The organism is Streptomyces sp. NPDC051576 (assembly GCF_040681835.1).
Classification (GTDB): Bacteria; Actinomycetota; Actinomycetes; order Streptomycetales; family Streptomycetaceae; genus Streptomyces.
In genome coordinates, this window is record NZ_JBFAZO010000001.1 from 1,068,208 (window position 1) to 1,088,955 (window position 20,748).

Sequence of the window (20,748 nt, forward strand, 5' to 3'; positions counted from 1 at the left end):
CGTGGGTCCACCGTTACTCACTTTCGGGTGATGGCTTCGGCGGCCCTGGGGTGGCGCACCGTGGCGATCACGGAACCCGGACCAGCACGCACAAGGCCCCTGGCTCCATCGGGCCGTCAACCTGGTGCATCACGCGCATAAATGGATGATGCAGGTGAGAGTCACGGAAATGCGACTGACTCGTAACGCCGTTCACGTATCGCTCATATCCCGCCGGTACGGCGGAGAAGGTGTGGATGTGCGGCCAAGAGGCCGCCACCCGCACACCGCACAGCCCGGGGTCCGGCCGTTGCCGTATCCAGGGAGGTGCCCGCACCATGCTGGGGGAACCCGTGACCTCTTCACCTTCCGTGTCCGTCCGTCGTCTGGCCGCAGCCGCTCTGGCGGCCGGTGCTCTCGTCGGCGCGGCGGCACTGCCGGCGACCGCGGCCGACCACGCGGCCCGGCCGAGCGTGGAGATCAGCCGCGTGCAGTACGACTCTCCGGGACACGACGACCGCTCCGCCCGTTCTCTCAACAACGAGTGGGTCGAGATCACCAACCACACCCGCAACGGCGTCAACCTCGACGGCTGGAAGCTCTCGAACAAGGACGGCCAGACCTACACCTTCCACCACTACCGCCTCGCCGGCCACGCCACGGTCCGCGTCCACACCGGCAAGGGCCGCGACGACATGCGCGACCTCTACCAGGGCCGCCGCGACTACGTCTGGGACAACCGCTCCGACACGGCCACCCTCCGCAACGACCACCGCCGCCTGGTGGACGACCAGTCCTGGGGCGGCCGCAACGGCGGCGGCCACGGGGGTGGGGGTCACGACGGTGGCGGTCACAACGGTGGCGGTCACGAGGGCGGCGGCCACGGGGGTGGCGGCGGGCACCGCTGACCCCATCGGCACCATGACGTCCTGTCAGTGACGTGAGACCTGCGGCGCGCCGTCCCATCCGGGGGCGGCGCGCCGTTGGGGTGTGTGGCGGGCAACTGCACGGTGACGGCTTTGTCGCGAGGCTCCTTGCGCCACTGGTGCTGGCCTGCTGCCCAGGAGGTTGCACTGTTGCTCCCAGCCTTCGGCTCCGCGTGCTGGACGCGGTGGTTGAGAGCGTCGGCGAGATCGAGACTTCCGGGCTCTTGAGCGACACCATCCAGGCTGTCGCAGCACCGCTCTCGCACCAACAGCGGTCATCCGCGCACGAGCTCGTCAGGGTTCGTCTGCGTGTTCCTGGCCAGTGATCAATCAGGGTGCAGTGACGGTGCCATCAGGTGGGATCAGGACCGGTTGCAGGGTTGTTGTGATGCGATGGGTATGGGCCGCGGTGGTGGCCGTATCGATGTTCGTCTTACCGCCCACAAGCCGATCTTCCCTGACGCGCCGCGGTGTTGCTCGACCGCGACCGTCGCCTGCTCTCGACCGGGCCCAGCTCGAAGCGGACGTGACTGGGACTCGTCTCCGGGGGGGGGCTGAGCTGCTTCCTCAATTCCCTGACGAAAGTGGCCAGTTCGATTGCGCGGACGCCGGGCCCTTGCGAGCCGCCACCTGCCTGACGGGGTGAAGGCTTGGGCCCCCGCAACAGCGTAGGCCGGGCGGGCGCGGGGTAGAGGGCTCCTGTGGGCGAACCCGGGAGGAGTCCGACGGGGCTGGACATTGGCCGAGTGGCCGAGGTGATCTGGCAGGGCATCGCCGGTCCGGGCCGACGAGGCTCGGGGTACCGGGTGTCGGGGCATCATGTGATCACCTCGGCGCACGTTGTTGAGGGGCCGACGTCCGCGCTGCGCGTCCGCTTCGAAGCCGATCGCCCGGCTGAATGGGCGACGGGAGCTCGGGTCCTTCTCTCCTCGGAGGAGGCGGACCTGGCGCTGTTGGAGCTGGTGGACATGCCTCCGGCGTCCCAGGCGGTGCTCGCGCACCCGCGCTTCGCCGGAGTGCCGGACGTCGACGCGACCTTGCGGGTGTCGGCAGTGGGATTTCCCCTGTTCAAAATGCGCAGGGCCACTGCGCGGAGGGGACTCGCCGAGCCCGAGGTGCCCACGCGTTATCGCGATTCCTGCCACGTGGACGGCACGGTTTCCGTCCTGTCGAACCGGCGTGAGGGAACCCTGGAGGTGGGTGTCTCGTCGCCCGCCGACGAGGTCGAGCCGCATCGCTCTCCCTGGGAAGGCATGTCCGGCGCCGTCGTCTGGCACGGAGACGCGATCATCGGTGTGATGGCCAGACACCATCGAGCAGATGGTCTGAACCGACTTGCCGCTGTTCGCGTGAGCCGCTGGTACGAGGTCCTGCGGGAAGAAGAGCTGGAGACGATGCGCAGGCATGCCGGCCTGCCGCAGAGTCTGCCGGGTGCCGGGGAGCCGTCGACTTTTGTGTTGCCGCCCCGTCTGCTGTCCCACTTGAGTCCCGCGGAGCTCTGGCAATTGACGGATGCAATTGTCACTCTCCGGGTGATGCGTCGGCCCGACGGGCTGGACTCGGTTCTGGAGGATTCCGATCCGCTGCTCGCGGTCCAGCGTCCGAGGGACAGCCGGCTCCGTTCCGAAGTGCACGGTCTCCTGCTCACTTGCCGGAGGTACCCGGGCACCTTCGGCACGCTGGTCCACGCCTTGCGAAACTGGGAGCAGGGCTCGGAGGAAGTCCGCCAAGTCGAGTACGTAGTGGAGCGATTGGCGCTCAAATACGCATGAACCGATGTGGTTGCTGGCTGGTACGCAGGGTTTCGGGAAGCCCTGCTCTGGGTCATTATGGGAAGGGGTGCCGCATGGGTCAATGGCCGTTAACTGGAGGGGACTTGGCAGCCGCAGAGCAGGCTGAGCCCGAGAATGGTTCCGCAGTCATGGACCTTTCGGGCATATCTCTTGAGGAACTGCGCTCCATGGACGGCCCAGAGGTGACCGAGTCGCTTGAGTACCTGATGAGTGACCTCAACGACCCCTTTTCGGTGAGGGCCGGCGGCAGCAACCCGTCTCGTGCGGAGTGACGCAGGGGGAGCTGTGGGTGCTGAAGCCGGCATGGCGAGAGGTCGCCCGGCGTTCCACAGGATCTCCGCGGAGGATGTCACAGCGCTTGTCCGTGATCCCGACCCGGGCCGGCTTGTCGGTGAGCTGAGGAGGGCCGAACGCAGCCGCCGCATGCTGCTCCTGCGTGGCTTCCTGGGCCTCGCGCGTCAGGACGCCGATGCCGGAGCGGGCGTTGTCATCGCCTGGTCCTTGCTGGAGCGAGCCCAGGGCGTGGCGCCTCAGGCGGTGGAAGAGATTCTCATGACCCCTGGAACGGGCATCTGGGTCACGTCCGTCCTGCGGCAGCTACAGGGTGACAAGTCTGCGAGGCCACTTCCTTTACGGGTGGCTGCGGGACGTCTTTCCGCCATGGCCATAGCCGCTGCGACCCGCGCCCGGCTGTCCTTCTCGCTGGAAGTGCCTATCCAGTGGGGAATCGTTTCTTTGCCGGGTCTGGGCTGCGTGCGATTCGAGGAGCGAAGGCGGCGGGCGTGGGCGATCGGGCGGGCCTCCGGTCAGGGCGGCTCCCTGCGGATCGTCGACGCCGCCGGTGCGGAGGTGCGGACGGGACCCGACTGGCGGCACCACGTTCCTGGCTGGTCGCCGACCTGTCGACTGACGGTCGGTCGACGCGGTGACGCCCTGGATCTCGTGCTGGACGAGCACGACCCCTGTCGAAACTTCTCGACACCTCAAGAACCTCGTCTCCTGAGTGGGGAGGAGAAGGAGGCCTGGCGTCTGGTGCTGACGGAGGCGTGGAACATCCTCACCCGTGATGACTCCGAAGTGGCCGAAGAAATACGTCGCGGGCCTCTTCTTTCCATAGCTCCGGTGGAAGCACGGGAGGAATTCCGCCCGTACAGCAGCTCGGCCGGCGAGGCATTCGGTGGGATCAGCGCGTCTCTGCCCGACACCTCTCTCCAGTTCGCCGCCACTTTGGTGCATGAATTTCAGCATATAAAGCTCGGCGCGCTGATCCATCTTGAATCCCTGGCGAGAAGGCTGGAAAGTCCAAAGGATCGCCTGGAATTATTCTATGCGCCTTGGCGTGATGACCCAAGGCCATTGGAGGGATTAATTCAGGGATTTTATGCGTTTTTCGGCGTGGCGCGCTTCTGGCGCGCTCATCGACGAAAATCCGAAGGATCGGGCTCACTGCTCGCGGATTTTGAGTTCGCCCTCTGCCGTGACCAGGTGTGGTCCGTCCTGACGGGTCTCCGACGGCACCACCGGCTGACGGCCGCAGGGCGCCAGCTGGTGGATCTCGTGATCGAGCACTGCGATGCGTGGCGGGCCGAAGAGGTGTCACGGACGGGGATGCGGCTGGCGCGCGATGCGATCGTCGATCACAGCGCTCGATGGCGCGCCCACCATCTACGACCGGATGTGCGGGCCGTTGACGAGACCGTGCGTGCCTGGAGGCGGGGGGACGCGCTTCCGCCGGTCTCCTTGGGCGCACCGCCGAGGACCGTGCCGGATGCCCAGGCTGTCAGTCTCGACGTCGCGGCCACTCTCGCCCGGCACGTCATCACGGATTCGACAGGGGAGTGGGCCTCACGGGCAGAGGCGAAGGTGGGCGGGGCGACGAGGGCAGATGTACTGCTGGCGCTCGGCGAGCGGCCGGCCGCTCGCCGAGGCTTGTTGGAACAGATGGAAACCCAGGACCCTCCCGCGGCTTCCTGGGCGCTTCTGGGGCGAGCACTGGCGGACGACCCCGTGCATCACGAGGCCGCCCGGTTCCTGCTTCGTTTCCCGGAGAGGGCCAGAGCCGTTCAGGAAGCTCTGACAGCCGCAGGAGTGCGACCGAGTGATCCCTTGCGGTTGGCCACGTGGCTTGCCAACGGTGGATAGGTTATCTGTCACAGAGGCAGGGGGTCGATGTCGCAGTTGGCTCGGAGGCCCGCCCGGAAGTCCACGGCCGCGGGGTGCGGCGCGGTGTTCTCCTCCCCGGCGGCAGATGTGTTGAGTACCCGCTCAAGCCGCTCACCAGTGTCCCGACGCAGGGCGTTGCCTTCGTCGATCAGGCCGACCGAGACCAAGTCCTGGGCGAGATTTCCGGCGCACGCCAGGGTGGTGGGGTGGTCCGGACCAAACGTCTGCAGACACCGGGCGAGCGCGTCCCGTCCGACGTCCGCGGCCGCTTGGTGCTCGCCCAGGTCAGCCAGATCACTGGCCAGGTTGATCGCCGTCACCAGAGTGAAGGGATGCAGGGGACCGACCACGTCGACCAATGCCTCCTGCGCCGCCTCGTCCAGCAGCCGGGCCTCTTCCGGCCGTCCCAGGAGGCGCTCGGAGACCGCGAGGCCCACGTCTGCCGACATGGTGTAGGGGTGGCGCTCGTGGAAGACCGTGCGGTAACCGGCGCAGACCTGAAGTCCGCGAGCGTGCGCGGAGTCCAGATCGCCGTTCTGGCGCAGGGCGATGGCCAGTGTCAGCGCGCTCGCCAGCGAGCGGGGATGGGTCTCGCCATAGCGGCGGGTGAAGCCCTCTTGGGTTTCCAGGGCCAGCTCCAGGGCGCGGGCGTGATCGCCTGCCTTCCGGCATGCGATGCCGAGTTCTCGCACGGTGTCGATGGTGTTCGGGTTGTCGCTGCCGAACAGCTCGCGTGACGCGCTTAGGGCGCTTTCCTGGAGGCGGCGAGCAACGATGTAGTCCCCGATCTCCCGCACGTCGATGGCGATCGAGTTCTCGGTGATGAGACTTCGCTGTTCGTCGCGGCCGAAGACGCGCAGCTTGAGTTCCCAGGTCCTGCGGTCGAGTTCCAGCGCTTCCCGGAAAGCGCCGGTCAGACGAAGACTCACACCTAGGTTGTGGGCGATGTTGAGAGTGACAGGGTCGTCCTCGCGGAACGCGTTCACCGCCCGCTCGTAGGCCACGCGGTTGAGTTCCACAGCGTCCTGGAACCGGCCTTCGGCACGGCGGACGCCTGCTTCGGTGTCGATGGCGTCGAGGGTGCTCTCGGCATCTGGGTCAGCGACACGGTCGTAGACCTGCCGGACCTGTTCCACGAGGCTGGACGCTTCCTGGTACCGCCCGACCGTCCAATACATCCAGGTCAGCCACTGACCCATCAGCAGTGTCTGGTGGTCTTCCTCGCCGAAGAGCTGTAGCCAGGTCTTCCAAGCGGATTCTGAGAAGTCGACGGCCACCTCATGCTCGCCCCAGTGGTAAAGGTACTTGGCGACATTGATGACGAGGTCCCGGGTCCAGGACTGACTGGACCGGAGGGCGTCTGAAGCCATCACATGGGTGTACAGCTCGGCGTACCGTCCCCAGCTCGTCGGGTCGGTCGGGGTCCCTGGGTCGGCTGTCGCCATCAGGCGGTGGGCGCTCTCGCGCATACGTTCTTGCTCCTGGGGGCTCATACGGTTGATCAAAACGTGCTGCACCAACCTGTGCATCTCGATGGAGTTGGTGCGGTGATCGATTCGGGCTAGCGAGTACCGGTTGATCTCCCGAATAGCGCGCGCGAGCTTCATCGGGTCGCTGAGTGTTGAATTCAACTCGGGGAAAGGGTCGTCCGGACTGCTTTCACGGCGGGACAGGATTTTCCGGGAGATCGGGTCCGGGGCGAAATACGAGCACAACTGGAGCAGGCGGAGTGCGGCGGGGCTGCGTGTCTCCAGGTGGTCCAGGGAGACGTTCCAGGCGGCCGCGACAGGAAGTTGGTAGTCTGGCGGCGGAGCGGTTTCCAGGAGTTCGTTCTTCTTGCTTTCGAAGAGTCGCAGATACTCGGATGCGGGCATTCCTGTCTCCGCGCGCCACGCTGCTGCCTGAACCAGTGCCAGCGGAAGGTCGCCCAGAGCCTCAGCCAGCGCCTCGGCTTCCTCTTCCTGAAGTATCGGACCCGAACCGCGCAGTAGCTCTTTGCTTTCTTCCCGAGTGAATACGTCCACTTCGAGAGATCCGCTGACGAGTCCCCAGCGCCGGTTTCGAGAGGTCACGAGGATGGTTCCCGCGCCGCCCGTCGGGAAATAGGGGCGTACCTGTTCCGGACTGTCCGCATTGTCAAAGATGAGCATCCACCTGGAAAATGGTTTTCCCTCACGCAGTGCTTCGCGAACCGCAGGACCGGCGACGTTGACTTCTGAGGTGGTGGTCAGCCCCAACCGCCTGGCGAGTTCGACCAGTGATTGGCCGATCTGACCTGGACGTTCGGAAGGGATCCACCAGATGATGTCAAATTCTGCTTGATGGCGATAGGCGTATTCAATAGCAAGTTGCGTTTTCCCGACCCCGCCCATGCCGTGAATTGCCTCGGGCAATACGGTCGTCGTGCCTTCGCCCAGGCTCTCGTCCAGCAGATTAAGAAGTTCGGTCCGCCCTGTGAAATTCTGATTTCGGGGCGGCAAGCTCCAAATGCGAGGCTGTGCGGTCCTCACTCCTTCCTCCGGACGCTGAGGCGTCGTTGTCATGCGCATTACTCCTTCGTCTTCTGTGGGGTGTATAGGCGGAGTGACGACAGATGCAGGGGGCGGATCACCGGGAAGGCGGGGCGCATGCCGCTGATCGTGCCAGCGCAAGGCTTCGCGCAGCAGGGCGGCACGCTCAAGGAACGAGAGGGCCGCCATCGCGCTGAGCTCCACACGGTGGAAGTAGGCATTGCGGCTTGTGATCGTGGGCCTCGTCAGGTCGCACAATGACGCTGACGTCGGCGGCAGCAAAGAAGTGTTCGCCGGGGCGCCGGCGAGCACTGCCCGAACCTCACGCACAGTCCGCAGCGTCGCACTGCGCCGGCCTGCGGCGAGCAGTTGCTCGCGCGCATCCGGCAGGAAGTCGTAGACGACGGCATCCGGTGAGTCCTCGCGGACTCCGGTGGGGCGTACCAGACCACCTAGGAACAGTTCGGAGGCGTGGACCGGGCCCGCTCCGGCCGTGGAGGCGATCAGGGCGCGGAGGACGGGCAGACTGAGCGGTGCGGCGGCTAGGCGTGTCGCCAGTCTGAAAGCGGTGGGCGACGCCGCGGCTCGAAAGTCGGAGACACGGTTCGCGGCGGAGGGCGGTCCGTGAGCGGCGAGAAACTCGTTTGCCCAGGGCAGCGCCCGCGCGGAATCCGGTCGTGCCTTCCACCGGTGGGCGAACAGGGCGGGCAGATCCCGCCAATGAGGTTCGGTGTCGCTGAGCACCACGAACAGAGCGCGTGCTCCGTGTTGGGTGAGGGACAGTACGGGAACGACGCTCGGGGCATCGGCCTCCGCGGTGCTCTCCGATTCCTCTTCCGTCCCCGCCGGGTCGGCCGACCAGAGTCCTGTGGGTGCTTCCCGCTGCCGCCACTGCCACCAAGTGTTCGCGCTCCAGACGGCCGGCGCCTTCACCTGAACGTGGGACACATCCAGTCCGGTGCGGAACCACAGGTGGGGCGGCAGCACATTGATCACTGCAAGCGGCCAGGTCAGAGTCCAGTCACGGAGCAGAGGCTGCACGGTGCCCAGGTGCCAACCGGCCGCAAGCCCGTCGGTAACCACAAGAATCACCCGGCGGATACCCTCGGACATTGCTCCGAACGGGGAATCGGTACTCACGCGAGACGGAACCGTCTCGTCCGTGCCCAGCAGGCGGACAACCCGAACATGGGTGAAATGCGTACTCAGCGTCTGGGGGAGTTCCTGTACGACGTCGTCCCATACGCGCATGCTCACATGGGCGTCGACGACCAGGACCGCCTCCGAGATGCCCCCGTCGTCTGCCGGGGGCAGTGTCTGCCACAGGTGCGCGGTGTCTGTTCCAGAGCGTAAGAGACCGCGCCAAGCGTCGTCATTGGACATGGTCACTCACAGGGGATTGGCGGCGGAGTCGGCGGGGTGACGGGGACGCGTCTCCGCTGACAATTGCGACAACCACCCCGTGCACAGGGCAGGTTACCCGGGCTGGAGCCAGGTGGTTGCACGCTCTCGAATGCGTCTCCGGCATCACGGACTGCGGCCTCCAATCTCCCCCGCTCGTAAGCAATTTCAGATCACGGGCTGCCCTGGCCACTTGCCGGAGCAGACGGTCCGGGCAGTCGTTCGGGGTCGTCCAGGAGGAGGGCCAGATGACGGCCGACGTGGCCGTCCCACCCCTCGGGTCCCAGAGCCAGTGCCTCGTTGCGCCAGCGGCGAGTGCTTTCGAGCAGCCCGGCCAGCCCGCCGTCGCGGACGATGTCCGCGGCAGCCTCACGAAAGCGGACCCCTGAACCGCTCCTGTCCCACAGCAGGGCGGGAATTCCGGCACGCAGAGCTGCGACGAACTCCTGGCGGGCCGGTCCTGAGTCTGTGCGGGGCGATTCGCTGAGCACCAGGCAGACGATCTGGTCGTCCTCTTTCAGTTCCCGTTCCAGGTGGAACGCGGATCCGTCCGGAGTGCTCCAGTACGAACGGCTGTCCGCCGGTCTGTCCTTGAACTGGCGCCAACGGTTGTTCCAGGGGCGGTGCCATGCTGCTTTGCGTAGTCGGTCGAAGGAACGCAGGACCACGGTGTAGTCCATCACCAGAGGGGTCGGGATGGGGGCGTCGAGCTCCTTGCTCCACCACTCCACCGGTTCATCGAGCAGTTCCCACGGCAGTATGTACTCGATGATCACCGGCTGGCGAAGATCCGCCCATCGCTCCTCGGTCTGTTCGATGAGGCGGTCCACCGCGCCGGGAAGGTCGTCCCGGTGGAATTTGAGCGTCTCCCCGGGGATCGGGTGCCATCCGTCGGAGTCGGACTGACGCCAGTGCGCCAGGTAGTAGCAGTCCTTGTCGACGCCGTCTGGCTCCAGCTGGATCAATAAGTAGGCGGGCGTGAGGGAGGGTTCACCGGGGGCGAGATAGGCGTCCTGCTGCCAGCCGGCCATCGCGTCCGTCAGTCCCCGCTGTTGAGCCTGGCTGCGGTTCCATCGCCGCAACTCCTCGGCTTCCTTGCTGCGGCCGTCCTTGACCAGGTACTCGGCGACGACAGCGAGGAAGGCCATGGCTGGGGGAAGTTCGTCCGCCGCCGCATTGTCGCCCGCCAGACGCAGGAAGACCTCCCAGCCGGTGTCGCACCACGCTTCCAACTCCTGCGTGCGGGCGTGACTCGCGCGTCGGGTCAGTCGGGTCAGCAGTGACGCGGAGCGGATGCTTTCCAGGACCGGTCGCAGAGGATGCAGATCCGCGTCCTCGAAGAAGGCGACCGCCTCCCACTCATCCGCCAGCCGCCACAGCGCGAGAACGGTGTCCGAGTTCTGTTCGGAATAGCCGACACAGCGAGCCAGCGCCTGCAGTCCTTCGTCGGCCGCCGCACAGGAATGCACCAACTGGCGCATCCACAAGGCCAACGGACCATCCCCACGCGTCTCGAACGTCGTACCCGGCCCCAGCTCCGCGGTCAGATCGTGCAACACCATGTCCACGCCGACCTGCCGGCGCATCGTCTCCGAGGCCGTCAGAACGCGGGTGACTGCGGCCAACAGCTCGTTGCGTACACGTGCGGAGGTGCGCTCTCCCACCCGTGACCTCCCCCCGGCTGTCATCGAGTCACTGCCCGCTGGTTCGGACAGCCTACGACTAAGCCTTCCCGGACGACATGGGCTCGAAAGGTCGTAATCGACCCATGAGTTGGGCTGGTTGGTGCCCGAGAGCGGCAGGACGCTACGCAAAGGACATTTCGATCGGTGTAGCGACCTACGGGAGAGGTCGGATGCATGCGACGTCCCAATACTTCGCGTCAGGTCAGGCCCATCGGAAGCCAGTTGGGGAGTGATCGGAGTCGCGATGACGTAGTTCTGACGGCTGCCCCGAGTCGGCAACTGGCCAGGATGCGTCCAGGTCGCGTCCAGGGAAAGCATGCAGGGATTCGACCGGACCTCGAGGCCTGCTCCTGCGTCGGGATGATGCCCGCACAGATGAACGGCCAGCAGCTGACCTGGCAACCTGCTTCTGCACACCTCCCTTCGGAAGGGAACCTCGCCGCAGCGAGTTGAAGCCGACGTCCTCCGCAACCACTGGCTGCTGGAACGCCGTCGGCAGGCCGAGCGTGGGGAAGCCGCCTTCCCCACGCCGGGGATGCCTCCCGTCGCCGTCGGCGTGTACTCAACGCCGCGGTTGAACACGCCATCGAGTGCAGGCCTCTGACAGAGAATCCACTCACCGCTAGCAAGATGGCGATGAGTGCTGCATCGGACCGCGTGGCCCCCGGGTCCTCGTGAACAGGACGCAGGCTGCTCAACTCCTCGCCTCGGTCTCGTACGTCGGGACAGAAGGCCGCGAGAAGGACCGGCGCCGGGTGCGCTCCTACGCGGTCATGTAAGTCGCGGGACTCCGCCCGACTGTGGCAATCCTCGGCAGGTTCGGGAGCTGCTGACGGCGCTTACGTACATGGTGGCTACGACTACCAGGCCAATGGGCGGCTGCGGGCGTTTTTCGGGTGCCTGTACTGCGCGGCCATGAGGCCGGGAGGAGGCGCTGGGTCTTCGCCGTTCCAACTGCACTTTTCCCGAAACTGGGTGGGGTCGTATCGAGTTGGCGTAGACGCGTCCTACGGCGAGTACGGCGTGGACCGACGCCGGTGAGGCGCACGATCGGTGCGGCCTGAAACAGCGCGCCCATGGCGAGGTGCGCATCGTGCCGATACCGCCTCCGTTGGTGCGGCTGCTCCGCGAGCACTTGAATCAGTAACTCTTGGTGTGCTCCTCGGCAACGGTCCGAATGCGTCTCCCACTCGTCTTCACGAAGCTCCAAGAGCACGTCACGGCTGCCAAGGTGTGCAGCGATGGTCGCCACCTGATTCAACGAGTGCACCTGGTCAAGAACGCTACGGACGGCTGGCTCCACTGCTGTCGCTACGTTCTTGGGGCCCTCACGCGATCAGGTTCGACCTCTCTCAGCTGCCATGTGGTGTCTCTGAACTGTCCGATGATTGTGCTTCCTTCGGACGGGGCGGGGGCGGACCAGGCAGCGGCCAGCTCGCGATTCAGCCTGTCAAGCTCGTTGAGGAACTGCATGTACGCGTCACGTTGGAGCTCACGCCGTCGTGACCCTCGTTGCTCGCTGCGGTCTTGTTGCGCCTGTCTCTCCTGTGAGTCCGGTTGCCCGCCCGTTGTCTTGGCGGCAATGAACGCCGCGAGGGCGCCTCCCAGCAAGGTTGATGAGGCAGTGATCAGCGCAACCGCAATGGTGTCCTCCATGCGGGGCTAGTCTGCACTGGGCCGGGCAGGGGGAGGCCACAGCAGTGCATTCCCTCGGCACAGTTCGCGGACAAAATGGGATCCGCCTGCACACACGCGAAGACCCCGCACTCAGCTAACGCGCTGATGGCGGGGTCTTTAGGCACCTCATAACAGGTGCCCCCGGGGGGACTATTCGCAGATGGTTGCGGGGCTGACCAGCGGTTTCTTGTTGGGCGGCTGGTGGTGGAGGGGCGGTTCCGTCCTGCGGTGTGGGGGGCGGCGGCGCGATGAACGCCTCGGGTGCCGAGTCTGTCCCGAGCGGGGAGCCGCGCCGGGTGGCGGAGAGCGGCTTGTCTGATCTTGATGCGTGGTTGCGGCGGGGTTGTGCGTTGGTGGTTGCGGGGGTGGCTGCGTATGCCTCGTATGTGCATCAGCGGGAGTTCGCCCTGCTGGGTGGTGCGGATGGGGTGAGCGCGTCCTTGTGGCCTTTGTCGGTGGACGGGTTGTTGCTGTTGGCGACGGTCGGTCTGCTGAAACCGTCGCCGAATGGTGGCCGTCGGGGACGGTATGTGGTGTGGCTGGCTTTTCTGTTGGGGATCGCGGTGTCCCTGGCCGCGAATATTGCGGCGGCGCCTGCGCTGGCCTGGAAGCCGGTGCTGGTGGCGGGGTGGCCGCCGGTTGCGCTGTTGTTGTCGGTGGAGTTGTTGGCGCACCGGCCGACTGTCCGGGCGGAGACGGGGCGCGGGGGTGCGGGGGACGCCGAGGGCGACGGCCATGAACGTGGTGGTGATCTGCTGTTGGAGCGTGCTCGGCGGATGGATGCCCGGCATCGGGAGCTGCATCAGCGTCCGGTCTCGGCGGAGTCGCTGCGGAAGGAGCTGCGGATTGGTGCGGACCGGTCGAGGCAGTTGGTGGCTTTGGTGCGGGTGAGTCGTAATGGCGGCGTACGAGAGTGAGTGCTGACGTTTCAGGACTGCCTTGACGATCTCCAATTGCACCCGTTTGGAGTGGTTTTCCCGAGGGGCTGGCAGCCAAGAGTTGCAGTAGCCGAAAGTCGATGGCGGGTTCCGGTTGGTGCTGGGTGAGGGGCGGTGGGTGGGTAGCCCGGAGGCGATTCAGGTATGGGCCGCCTCGCGGCGTACGGACGGAGCGGCATCGCGTCGCGGCCGTGGCGATCCCTGTTCCGCTGTGGGCGGGAGGACGGTTCTGGTGGCATGGGTGGGTCGGAGGTCGACCTTTGATCAGCAGAATCCGACGTTGTCGCTGCCCCGGCAGCTACGGGTGTGCCAGCAGGCATTGCCCGTAGGTGCGGTCATCACGGCCCATTTCTATGACGTGGAGTCGGGGCGTATGGCTCTTGCCGACCGCGGTCATGGGGTCGGCCATGAGCGGATGGAGATTCCGGTGCCGCGAGATGGTGGTATCGGGGATCTGTTGCGGGAGGCGGGCCGTGCGGAGCGGCGGTTCGATGCGGTGATCTGTGAGTCGATCGACCGGATTGCGCGGCACACGTATCTGGCGACGGAGTTCGAGTATCGGCTGGAGCAGGCGGGGGTAGTGCTGTGGGCGGCGGATGAGCCGATCCGGACAGGTGGCCGGAGCCGCAGACCTTGTACGCCGTTGAAATCACTCTGACCCGGGCGGTCGAGGCCGTTGAGCTGAGGGCCGCGCGCGAGCGGAGCCGTCTGCCCCCTGGCTGCCTCCCCGGAACGCACACGCCTCGCCGTACTCGTGACCGCGAAGAACGAACACCAGGCCATGAGGAGGATCTGGCGGCGGCTGCAGAACGCACTGCCCATCGATGTGCTGTGCGGTGTTTTCCCAGGGGCAGACGGCAAATACCTCATGAGCATCCCGATGGCCGACGGGGCCTGGGAACGGGTACACGGTCAGGCCGCAGTAGCAGGCAAGGGTCCGGAGGACTTCCTGGGTGAGGCCGTCGCACAGGCTCTGGCCCGGCACCGGTCCGATCGCCGGGCACAGTTGGACCATTCACTCGACGCCTCGCTCGGCACGTTCACTCCCGAGGAGATCGGTGATGGCGCTCTGAGCTCACCCATGGACCATCGTCCGCCCCGGCGTGAGTCTCGATCACCGGGACACTGGCCGCTGACGCGGGTGATCATCATCACGCTCAGAAGGGCCCACGGTCCTCGGCGAGGCATGCTGTGCAACGGGGCAAAGGCGGAGCCTGGGAAGTACGGTCACGCGACGTGCCGCCACGTGGACGGACTTACTGTCAACGGCTCTACCGCAGTGAGCAGTTGGAGGGCTTTCTGCTCGGGCCCTCCGCGGTGAGGCTCCGTGTGGCGGATCGCGACCGTTTTCATCACGGTGCCATGGACGGACGACCGAGCGTGATTCTAGTCGCCGTCGCCGTCGCCGTCGCGATCGCAGGTCGGGGCTCGCCTCGCCCCACGGGCCTGCGTCCCCGGCCCGTACGACCACTCCGTCACTAGTCCACGACGATTATGAAGCATCCGCATCGTGACTCATGAGGGACATGCCGCGTGCCAACGCACGGGCGGCGTCGGCGAAGTACTGCTCGTCTGCACCGTGGGCGAGGCCGAGGACGACGCCCTGACTGAGGCCGACGAACAGTGCCCTGAGCGCTGTGGTCAGACGTTGTGCCTGATGCGGTGTGACGACGCTCCCGTAGTGCGATCGTCCGGTGAACAGCGCGATCAGGTGACTCTCCTGTGATCGGACGGACGTGGCGAGCTGAGCACCTAGGTCGAGGTTGTGCAAGGCCATGTCCAGCAAGGTGATCTGGAACGATAGGCCGGATCGCGCATGGGGAGCGTCACAACTGCGCCGATAGTGCCGGGCAAAAGCGTCGATCGCTTCGAGCAGATCCAGTCCAGCTGGAACCACTTGCTCGATCTCTTCGTAGTGCTGCCGAAGATAGTCGGCGACGAGGGCGACCACCAGGCCGTTCTTGCTCCCGAACAGTGAGTAGATGGCGCCAGTGGTCAGGTCGGCGCGTTCGGCGATCTCATCAAGCTTGGCCCGGTACCCGTCCCGGGAAACGACCTCGAACGCAGCGTCCAGCAAGGCGCGGCGGTTGCGTTCCTTGGCCTGAGCTCTCGTCATTCTCATAGTTTGATTATTGCCGTAATCTCATTACGGAATCACTACCATCCTCAGGAGGAACGCTCATGGTCCAGGCCGTGGCATCGCGAGTGACCCGCCGGACAGTGGGGGTCATCGGCGATGGCGCCTTCAAAGTTTTGCTCGCCGTTGTCTATATCGCCGGCGCTGGCCCGCTTGGCCGGTTACTAGGCGTTTCGGTTTGGCTGATGGTTGCCTCAGGCGTGGCCCTGCTGATCGGCGGCGGTACCGAGATCGGATACACGAGCAGCCGGTCGATGCGCACTTACACGAAGCTCATGGTTGCCTACGACAGCGGCTGGGTGCTGACGGCCCTCGCCGGTCTCCTGATGGCGTGGCGGGCCAGCAGCGCCGGGGGTGAAGTGTGGATGGGGTACCAGGCAGCCGCCCCCATGGTGTTCGCGGCACTGCTGATCGCTGCTGATCAAGGCTGAAGGAAAGCTCTTTCAGCTGCTGGCTCAGCCTGTCCTCCGAGAGGCGCCAGATCCCGGATTGAGCGAGACCGCCACCCTGCCTCACCTTCAGCGAGATACCGAGGGACGATCTGCGGTGGCGCCACGGTCGACAGTGTGGATGGCCGGTGTCGTGTCGACCGGAGGACCGGGCGAGGCGGACCGTGGTGAGGCAGGTCTGGCGTTCCTGGGAACCGGGGGTTCAAGGACCGACGGAGTGGCCGTTCGTCATGACGAGGCGGACGTCTTGGAGGGCCTTCAGATCGTCCAACGGACTTCCGCTGACGACGAGGAGGTCGGCTCGGTAGCCGGCGCGCAGACGTCCTGTGTCGTCGGCGATGCGCAGCGCCCTGGCCGCCTCAACGGTCGCCGTGGCGATCACCTGGTTCCTGGAGAGACCGGCATGCTCCAGGAATTCCATGGACCGGGTGAGGCCGTCGAAGCCGGTGCGGGGGACGCCCGCATCCGTTCCCGCGATGAGCCGCACACCATGTTCGGCCATCCGGCGGGTGGGGCCGAAGAGGTGCGCGGCGCGCTCGGGCCCGACCCGTTCCGCGAAGGCACGCCAGTTGGGATGGGTTGCCGGGCAGACGTGAATGCCCCTGGCCACGAGCTCGGCGATCAGATCATCCCGTATCTCGACCTCGTTGTCCCTGGTCATCCAGGTGCAGTGCTCGACTGTATCCACGCCAGCAGTGATCGCTGCCGCGATGCCCGCGGTGCCGTGGGCGTGGGCTGCGACGGGAAGGCCGGCCTGGTGTGCTTCCTCGACGGCCGCGGTGAGTTCCTCCGGGGTGAACTGGCAGTCCCAGATGGGGGGTCCGCCGGCGGTCAGACCGCCGCCGGTCACCATGATCTTGATCAGATCCGCCCCCTGCTCCGCGGTTCGGCGTACCGCCGCGCGGATCTCTTCGCTCCCTCGCACCTCGCCGCCGAGGAACCAGCAGTGGCCCTGCGGTGAAGTAAGCGGCTGCCCGGCGGCGATGATGCGTGGCCCGCTGTGCTCACCCGCAACGATCTCGTCACGGAGGCGGATGGAGAGTCCACCTCGGTCGCCAAGATCGCGCACTGTGGTGACTCCAGAGGCGAGCAGCTGCCGTGCCCGGTCCGCCATGTCAGCGAGCAGCGTCGGATCGTCGCTCGCGCGCAGTGTGCCGACGGGGTCGGCTCCGGCGTCGAACGCCAGATGCACATGGCAGTCGATGAGCCCGGGCAGGATGGTGGCGTCGCCGAAGTCCCTGGTCTGGTGGCCGGGGCCGGCCTGGGTGGCGACCTCGGTGCGGGGCCCGGCGGCCGTGATCCTGCCAGTGCTCCCCGAGACGAGGACCGCGGCGTCCGCCACAGGTTCATCCCGGGGTCCGAACAGCAGCTGTCGTGCGGTGATGAGAAGGTCGGTCATGCCGTCTCGCTCTCTTGGTGGTCCGATGACGCGGGTGGTGCGGTGCGGTGAGCGGCCCGCCGCCTGAGGGCGTCCGACAGCAGCACGAGCTGCCGTACGTCCTCGTCCAGGGTTTGCGCCTGCGGTACGGCGACGGCGACTGCCCCGGACGGCACCGTGCGGCCCTCGGCCTGTGCGTGCAGTGCCCTGTACAGCTGGTCCGCGAGGTCGTCGGCGCTTGCCTTGGAGAGGCCGGAGCGGCCGTCGGACCCGGCGTGTTCGGAAGGCTCGGGGGCAGCGGCAGGCCAGAGATAGGGGCTGATGCGGACCAGGCCGTCGCGGCACTCGATGGCCCGGCGGTAGTAGCGGCGGTCCACGCCGAGCCGGAGGCGCGACAGTGACCAGGGAGCGTGGTGGGACTCGTGCAGGGCATCCTGCGGAAACGCCTCGTGCAGCAGGTTCCACAGCGGCTGCATTCTGCGGTACATGGCCCGCCGGTGACCGCGCAGCCGGATCACCGACAGTCGGGTGCGGACGGCCGGGTAGAGGACCCCGATGAGGAAGAGGAAGAGCGACACGGCGATCACATGGCCGGAGATCCTGGAGATGATGGAGGAGACGGGGGCGCCGCGCCAGCGCAGCACGGTCAGCACGGCCCGCAGTGCGCTTGCGGAGGCGATGCCGACGAGGGCGTAGCCGATCAGTCGGAGGCCTGTGGTGAGTGGGGCCTGCGACCTGCCTGCCAGGCGCCAGGTCCACCGCAGTGCCATGGTCAGGGCGTAGACCAGGTAGAGGTCGGCCAGCAGGTAGAAGATCGCGAAGGCGGACACTCGCATGTCGATGGCGTTGAACGTGTCCCCGCTGTCCTGTCCGCGAGCGGCGGCGGTAGCCAGCGTGCATCCCAGGACGGTGATGCCGAGGGGGAGTGCCTCCCAGCGGGCGCGGATCCGTCCGCGGCGGGGTTCCGCCGTCGAGTACAGGTAGAAGCACATCAGCCAGAAGACCATGACGAACGCGAAGGTGTTCTGTACGAGCCGCGGTCCACCGGGCCCGGCGATCTCGCGGATTACCCTTGCCGACGGTGGAAGCGCGAGCCCGAAGGAGGCGGTGACAGCCGCCAGGCACAGGGTCACGGCGCGCAGCGGGGCGTTGTGCGGGGCCCGGTACAGCTGTTGGGCTTTCCAGCCCAGTGGTAGCAGGAGCGCCATACCGATGATCAGGGCGAGCGCAATCACTGCCAGCCCTGCCGATCTCCCAGCGCAGCCTGGACCCGGCCGACGGATGGATCGGCTGCCTGTGTAGGAGCACAGGTGAGAACAGAGGCCCACTCCAGGATGATGGTGGCGACCAGTTCGGCCTCGCGCTCGTGTTCCTCCTCGTACGAGGAGCGACCTAGCGCCGCCTCGATGACCTCGATGCCCAGGTCGGGGAACTGCTCGCGCAGCGGTTGGTCGTCAGCCACCGGGCCATGGTGGCCGGCCACGATGTGGCCGATCTCGTGCAGAACGATGTGATCTTGGTGGATCTTGGTGGTTTCCAGCTGGTAGAAGACGTAGTCAGCCGAGCTGGACGCGATCCACAGTCCGAACGGCCCCGGGACCGGGAGGGGGTAGGGCAGGAGCCGGATGGGCCGCCCGCGCTGTTCTCCGAGTATCCGGCACAGAACGTTCACCTGTAATGGAGGCTGAATGTCGAGCTGCTGGAGCATACGCCGACACCGACGCTTTAACTTCCCCTCGCGCAAAACGTTCCCCCGAATATGTCCGAAGCTGAGAATCGGTCACCGCCCGTGTGATCGGACGCGCGGTTCAGACGCGAGACGCTACCAGGGCACGCTGTCAGGTGGATTCAGTCCTTCCGGCGCTCCGCCTGTTCTAGGCGATAGACGACGTCCAAGAGGTCCATGACCTGTTTGCGTCGTTCGGGGGTGAGTTGGCCGGCGCGCATGGCCATCAGTTGAACGTCCCCTGCCGAGGCGGCCTGCGCCGACTGCTCCTGTGCGGCAGACAGGCGTTCCAGCTGTTCCGAGATGCGGTCGCCGACCTCGGTGTCGAAGAAATAGGCGGTGGGTACACCGAAGAAGTCGGCGACGGCCTCTAGGTGCCGCAGGGTCGGGTTGGTCTTGGTGCCCTTGCGTAGCTGCCAGAGGTAACTCTGGGAGATCGTCACACCCTTGTCGCGGATTGCGGCCGCGACGTGTTCGTTGCTGTACTCGCGACCTGCTGCGGGCCTGACCTTGGCGAAGAGCTTGTTTAGTCGGTCGGCCAGAGCTCGTTCGGATGCCTGCGTCATCCTGCCTCCTCGCCGTGTGTGCCGTGCGCGGGTCTCCACCCGCGTGAACCTGTGTGAAGTATATGAGTTCGTCATCAGTTGAAGAGCGTCAATCCCTGCGCTACTGTCCGAACGGCTGGTCTCAACTGACGTGAAGCGCTCGGTGGTTGGAGTTTAGTCCCGAGTGTATGAGCACTCTGTGGAACAGGCGCGGGGGAGGTGCGTGTTTCTGATGGATGAGCGTGGACTTCGGTTGTCACCGTCGTCGGCGGCTGCTCGCGTCATGGCCGACGGCTGCGGAGACGCCCTGGCTTCCGAGGTGTGCGAGGTCTCTATCCGCCGACTGACCGGCGTCAACTCGCCCCGCACCTCCGGCGCGGACTCCGACCACGTCCGCCTGCTCGCCGAGTTGGACGCGCCCCTGCCACCGGTCGTCGTCCACCGACCGACCATGAGGGTCCTTGATGGGATCCACCGTGTCCAGGCCGTGCTGATGCGCGGCGGGAGCGAGGTCGCGGTGCGGTACTTCGACGGTGACGAGGGTGAGGCCTTCATTCTCGCCGTGCGGCTCAACTCAATGCATGGCAAGCCGTTGTCCTACACCGAGCGGACAAGCGCAGCTGAGCGGATCATCGCGCTGCGGCCCGACTGGTCGGACCGGCGTGTCGCGGCGGTGACGTATCTGTCGCCGAAGAGCGTGGCTGCCGTCCGTAGGCGTTCGACCGAGGATGATCCTCAGTCGAACACGAGAGTCGGTCGAGACGGCCGCACCCGACCGCTGTGTCCGGCCGAAGGGCGAGAACTGGCGGCCGAGTTACTGAATGGGGATCCGGCCCTGCCCCTGCGTCAAGTGGCCAGGCAGGCCGGTATCTCCCTGTCGACGGCGAGTGACGTACGACGGCGCATGCTCGACGGGCGGGACGTGGTGCCGGCCCGAGTGCGCCGGAGGGCGGATGCGGAACCCGTCGAGCGGCGCTCGGCACAGCCGGACAGCGAGCGGGCGGCCGATGGCCGCGAGCCCCCTTCTGCAGACTCGACCCCGGTGCCCCTGCCCCCCACGCTGCTGGAGAGCCTGCGTAAGGACCCCTCGGTACGACTCTCGGTGCCGGGGCGGCATCTGCTGCGGCTGCTGAGTGCGCATCCGCCGGGTCCGGCCGAGTGGCAGCAACTGGTGAGCGGCGTGCCGCGGCACCGTGCCGCCCTCATGGCCCACGTGGCCCGGGAGTACGCCGACGCCTGGGCCCGGTTCGCGCGCAGCCTGGAGAGGAAGGCCTGAGGACGGCGGTGCGGTGCGCTCTGGCTCCGTCTTTCGGGGCTTCCGGCGCGGCCCTCCGGCGTCCTCGGCCGATGCTGTTCCGCCTCCCTTGAATTCCTGTCTTCCTGTCCGATTCTTTGGTCAATTGTTTTCCGCGACTGCGTCCTTCTGTATTAATCGGCATAA

Annotated in this window: 15 protein-coding genes; 8 read left to right on the top strand and 7 right to left on the bottom strand. The window is 66.3% G+C overall.

What is annotated here, in order from left to right; all coding sequences use genetic code 11:
* The first annotated feature begins 317 nt into the window (after positions 1-317).
* The 4 genes from AB0M63_RS05050 (at position 318) to AB0M63_RS05065 (ending at position 4,840) form a co-directional block, all read left to right on the top strand.
* Positions 318-887: a lamin tail domain-containing protein gene (locus AB0M63_RS05050; RefSeq protein ID WP_355911950.1), complete on the top strand. Its 570-nt coding sequence runs from the start codon at positions 318-320 to the stop codon at positions 885-887.
* A 764-nt stretch (positions 888-1,651) separates the two neighbouring features.
* A complete protein-coding gene (locus AB0M63_RS05055) occupies positions 1,652-2,677 on the top strand; it encodes a trypsin-like peptidase domain-containing protein (RefSeq protein WP_366018390.1) in 1,026 nt (341 codons plus the stop codon).
* A gap of 104 nt (positions 2,678-2,781) precedes the next feature.
* Positions 2,782-2,970, top strand: coding sequence for a hypothetical protein (locus AB0M63_RS05060; RefSeq protein WP_366018391.1), 189 nt, complete (start codon positions 2,782-2,784; stop codon positions 2,968-2,970).
* A gap of 151 nt (positions 2,971-3,121) precedes the next feature.
* Positions 3,122-4,840 (top strand): HEXXH motif domain-containing protein, encoded by a 1,719-nt coding sequence (locus AB0M63_RS05065; RefSeq protein ID WP_366018392.1) that lies wholly within the window; start codon positions 3,122-3,124, stop codon positions 4,838-4,840.
* 8 nt (positions 4,841-4,848) lie between these two features.
* Here the strand turns inward: AB0M63_RS05065 and fxsT are convergent, their stop codons facing one another.
* Both fxsT and AB0M63_RS05075 read right to left on the bottom strand, forming a co-directional pair.
* Positions 4,849-8,754, bottom strand: coding sequence for an FxSxx-COOH system tetratricopeptide repeat protein (gene fxsT, locus AB0M63_RS05070; RefSeq protein WP_366018393.1), 3,906 nt, complete (start codon positions 8,752-8,754; stop codon positions 4,849-4,851).
* Positions 8,755-8,945: 191 nt separating this feature from the next.
* A complete protein-coding gene (locus AB0M63_RS05075) occupies positions 8,946-10,436 on the bottom strand; it encodes a hypothetical protein (protein WP_366018394.1) in 1,491 nt (496 codons plus the stop codon).
* Between the two features lie 1,994 nt (positions 10,437-12,430).
* Between AB0M63_RS05075 and AB0M63_RS05080 the strand changes: the two genes are divergently transcribed.
* Together AB0M63_RS05080 and AB0M63_RS05085 are read left to right on the top strand one after the other, a co-directional pair.
* Positions 12,431-13,051 carry a DUF2637 domain-containing protein gene (locus tag AB0M63_RS05080; RefSeq protein ID WP_366018395.1) on the top strand — a complete coding sequence of 207 codons (621 nt, stop codon included), beginning with the start codon at positions 12,431-12,433 and terminating at the stop codon, positions 13,049-13,051.
* A gap of 394 nt (positions 13,052-13,445) precedes the next feature.
* Positions 13,446-13,730 (top strand): hypothetical protein, encoded by a 285-nt coding sequence (locus AB0M63_RS05085; protein WP_366018396.1) that lies wholly within the window; start codon positions 13,446-13,448, stop codon positions 13,728-13,730.
* 834 nt (positions 13,731-14,564) lie between these two features.
* Here AB0M63_RS05085 and AB0M63_RS05090 read toward each other — a convergent pair.
* Positions 14,565-15,188: a TetR/AcrR family transcriptional regulator gene (locus tag AB0M63_RS05090; RefSeq protein WP_366018397.1), complete on the bottom strand. Its 624-nt coding sequence runs from the start codon at positions 15,186-15,188 to the stop codon at positions 14,565-14,567.
* 65 nt (positions 15,189-15,253) lie between these two features.
* Here AB0M63_RS05090 and AB0M63_RS05095 point away from each other — a divergent pair, with 65 nt between their 5' ends.
* Entirely contained in the window at positions 15,254-15,640 is a 387-nt protein-coding gene (locus tag AB0M63_RS05095) for a hypothetical protein (RefSeq protein WP_366018398.1), read from the top strand.
* Positions 15,641-15,860: 220 nt separating this feature from the next.
* On the opposite strand, the gene AB0M63_RS05100 is transcribed toward AB0M63_RS05095, so the two are convergent.
* The 4 genes from AB0M63_RS05100 to AB0M63_RS05115 form a co-directional block, all read right to left on the bottom strand.
* Positions 15,861-17,057, bottom strand: coding sequence for an amidohydrolase family protein (locus tag AB0M63_RS05100; protein ID WP_366018399.1), 1,197 nt, complete (start codon positions 17,055-17,057; stop codon positions 15,861-15,863).
* Positions 17,054-18,271 (bottom strand): MAB_1171c family putative transporter, encoded by a 1,218-nt coding sequence (locus tag AB0M63_RS05105; protein ID WP_366018400.1) that lies wholly within the window; start codon positions 18,269-18,271, stop codon positions 17,054-17,056. The genes AB0M63_RS05100 and AB0M63_RS05105 overlap by 4 nt, the downstream gene beginning before the upstream one ends.
* Complete coding sequence (locus AB0M63_RS05110) at positions 18,268-18,744, bottom strand: hypothetical protein (RefSeq protein ID WP_366018401.1); 477 nt, start codon at positions 18,742-18,744, stop codon at positions 18,268-18,270. The genes AB0M63_RS05105 and AB0M63_RS05110 overlap by 4 nt, the downstream gene beginning before the upstream one ends.
* Positions 18,745-18,884: 140 nt before the next feature.
* Entirely contained in the window at positions 18,885-19,328 is a 444-nt protein-coding gene (locus AB0M63_RS05115) for a helix-turn-helix transcriptional regulator (RefSeq protein ID WP_366018402.1), read from the bottom strand.
* A 211-nt stretch (positions 19,329-19,539) separates the two neighbouring features.
* On the opposite strand from AB0M63_RS05115, the gene AB0M63_RS05120 reads away from it, so the two are divergent.
* Complete coding sequence (locus AB0M63_RS05120; protein ID WP_366018403.1) at positions 19,540-20,583, top strand: streptomycin biosynthesis protein; 1,044 nt, start codon at positions 19,540-19,542, stop codon at positions 20,581-20,583.
* Positions 20,584-20,748 lie beyond the last annotated feature (165 nt).

What these genes read in the sequence shown, in the direction of transcription:
- AB0M63_RS05050 (WP_355911950.1), top strand. Translation starts at nt 318, where the DNA reads ATGCTGGGGGAACCCGTGACCTCTTCACCTTCCGTGTCCGTCCGTCGT.
- AB0M63_RS05065 (WP_366018392.1), top strand. Translation starts at nt 3,122, where the DNA reads ATGCTGCTCCTGCGTGGCTTCCTGGGCCTCGCGCGTCAGGACGCCGAT.
- fxsT (WP_366018393.1), bottom strand. Translation starts at nt 8,754, where the DNA reads ATGTCCAATGACGACGCTTGGCGCGGTCTCTTACGCTCTGGAACAGAC.
- AB0M63_RS05085 (WP_366018396.1), top strand. Translation starts at nt 13,446, where the DNA reads ATGGCTCTTGCCGACCGCGGTCATGGGGTCGGCCATGAGCGGATGGAG.
- AB0M63_RS05090 (WP_366018397.1), bottom strand. Translation starts at nt 15,188, where the DNA reads ATGACGAGAGCTCAGGCCAAGGAACGCAACCGCCGCGCCTTGCTGGAC.
- AB0M63_RS05095 (WP_366018398.1), top strand. Translation starts at nt 15,254, where the DNA reads ATGGTCCAGGCCGTGGCATCGCGAGTGACCCGCCGGACAGTGGGGGTC.
- AB0M63_RS05100 (WP_366018399.1), bottom strand. Translation starts at nt 17,057, where the DNA reads ATGACCGACCTTCTCATCACCGCACGACAGCTGCTGTTCGGACCCCGG.
- AB0M63_RS05110 (WP_366018401.1), bottom strand. Translation starts at nt 18,744, where the DNA reads ATGCTCCAGCAGCTCGACATTCAGCCTCCATTACAGGTGAACGTTCTG.
- AB0M63_RS05115 (WP_366018402.1), bottom strand. Translation starts at nt 19,328, where the DNA reads ATGACGCAGGCATCCGAACGAGCTCTGGCCGACCGACTAAACAAGCTC.
- AB0M63_RS05120 (WP_366018403.1), top strand. Translation starts at nt 19,540, where the DNA reads ATGGATGAGCGTGGACTTCGGTTGTCACCGTCGTCGGCGGCTGCTCGC.